We start from the raw sequence: 479 nt of genomic DNA on the forward strand, positions 1-479 counted from the left end.
CTTTGCCAACCGGCTGCAATGCGTTTTTCGGATTGCGCGACATGGCTTTGCGAAAGCCAGTCCAGAAACTGGCTGCTGCCTACTTAATTGCCGATCAATAGGTGCTCAATTCGGAACCAATTGAGAGCCAGCTGCCACCAGGAATGGCGGAGCTATTTTCCCTTCCCTCGCCAATCCTCCACCAGCGAAAAAAGAAACGATCCTGACCACGTCAGCAGCAACAGCCCGTTCAGCGGTGCTATAGACGTGACAAGCCGCATTTCACCGATCGGTATCACATTGTTGTAGCCGAGAGAGGCGTAAGCCTCTGCTGCATAGTAAAAATAGTCCATGTTCGACGGAAAGGCCTTTCCATCGAAATCACCGAGAGCAAGGGTCCGGTCCGCGAGGTGAAATATAGCGGCATAGATCCCGATCTCCAGAAGATGAAGACCGACCAAGCCACAGATGACGAAAAGCAGCGCGGGGTAAGCGCCGGC

General features: G+C 53.4%; 1 protein-coding gene. It reads right to left on the minus strand.

What is annotated here, in order from left to right; all coding sequences use genetic code 11:
* Positions 1–152: 152 nt before the first annotated feature.
* Positions 153–479: ion channel (locus O7A61_RS32415; RefSeq protein ID WP_337133207.1), on the minus strand; the 327-nt coding region annotated here is incomplete at its 5' end.

The organism is Mesorhizobium sp. Cs1321R2N1 (assembly GCF_037179725.1).
Classification (GTDB): domain Bacteria; phylum Pseudomonadota; class Alphaproteobacteria; order Rhizobiales; family Rhizobiaceae; genus Mesorhizobium; species Mesorhizobium salmacidum.